A 303-nucleotide genomic window follows, 5' to 3' on the forward strand; every position below is an offset into this window, starting at 1 on the left:
GGCATCATATTCGGTGGTTGGTTGTTATCCATAATTGGCATCATATTTGGTGGTTGGTTGTTATCCATAATTGGCATTATATTTGGCATTTGAATATTTGGCGGTATGACTTGTGGAATAACTACATTTTCTTTCGATATATTTGGTGATACTATATTCCCTACGTTTTCTTTCTTCACTTGTGGTGATTCCCTACATTCTCTTTCTTCACTTGTGGTGACACTATATTCCCTACATTTTCTTTTTTCACTTGCGGTGACACTATATTCCCTACATTTTCTTTCTTCACTTGCGGTGATATTT

General features: G+C 35.6%; 1 pseudogene. It reads right to left on the reverse strand.

Annotated elements, in window-relative coordinates:
* A pseudogene (locus DN403_RS31740) lies at positions 1–303 on the reverse strand (peptigoglycan-binding protein LysM); the annotation flags it as partial.

Origin of the sequence: Bacillus sp. AY2-1, assembly GCF_008368965.1 — a bacterium.
Classification (GTDB): Bacteria; Bacillota; Bacilli; order Bacillales; family Bacillaceae_G; genus Bacillus_A; species Bacillus_A thuringiensis_S.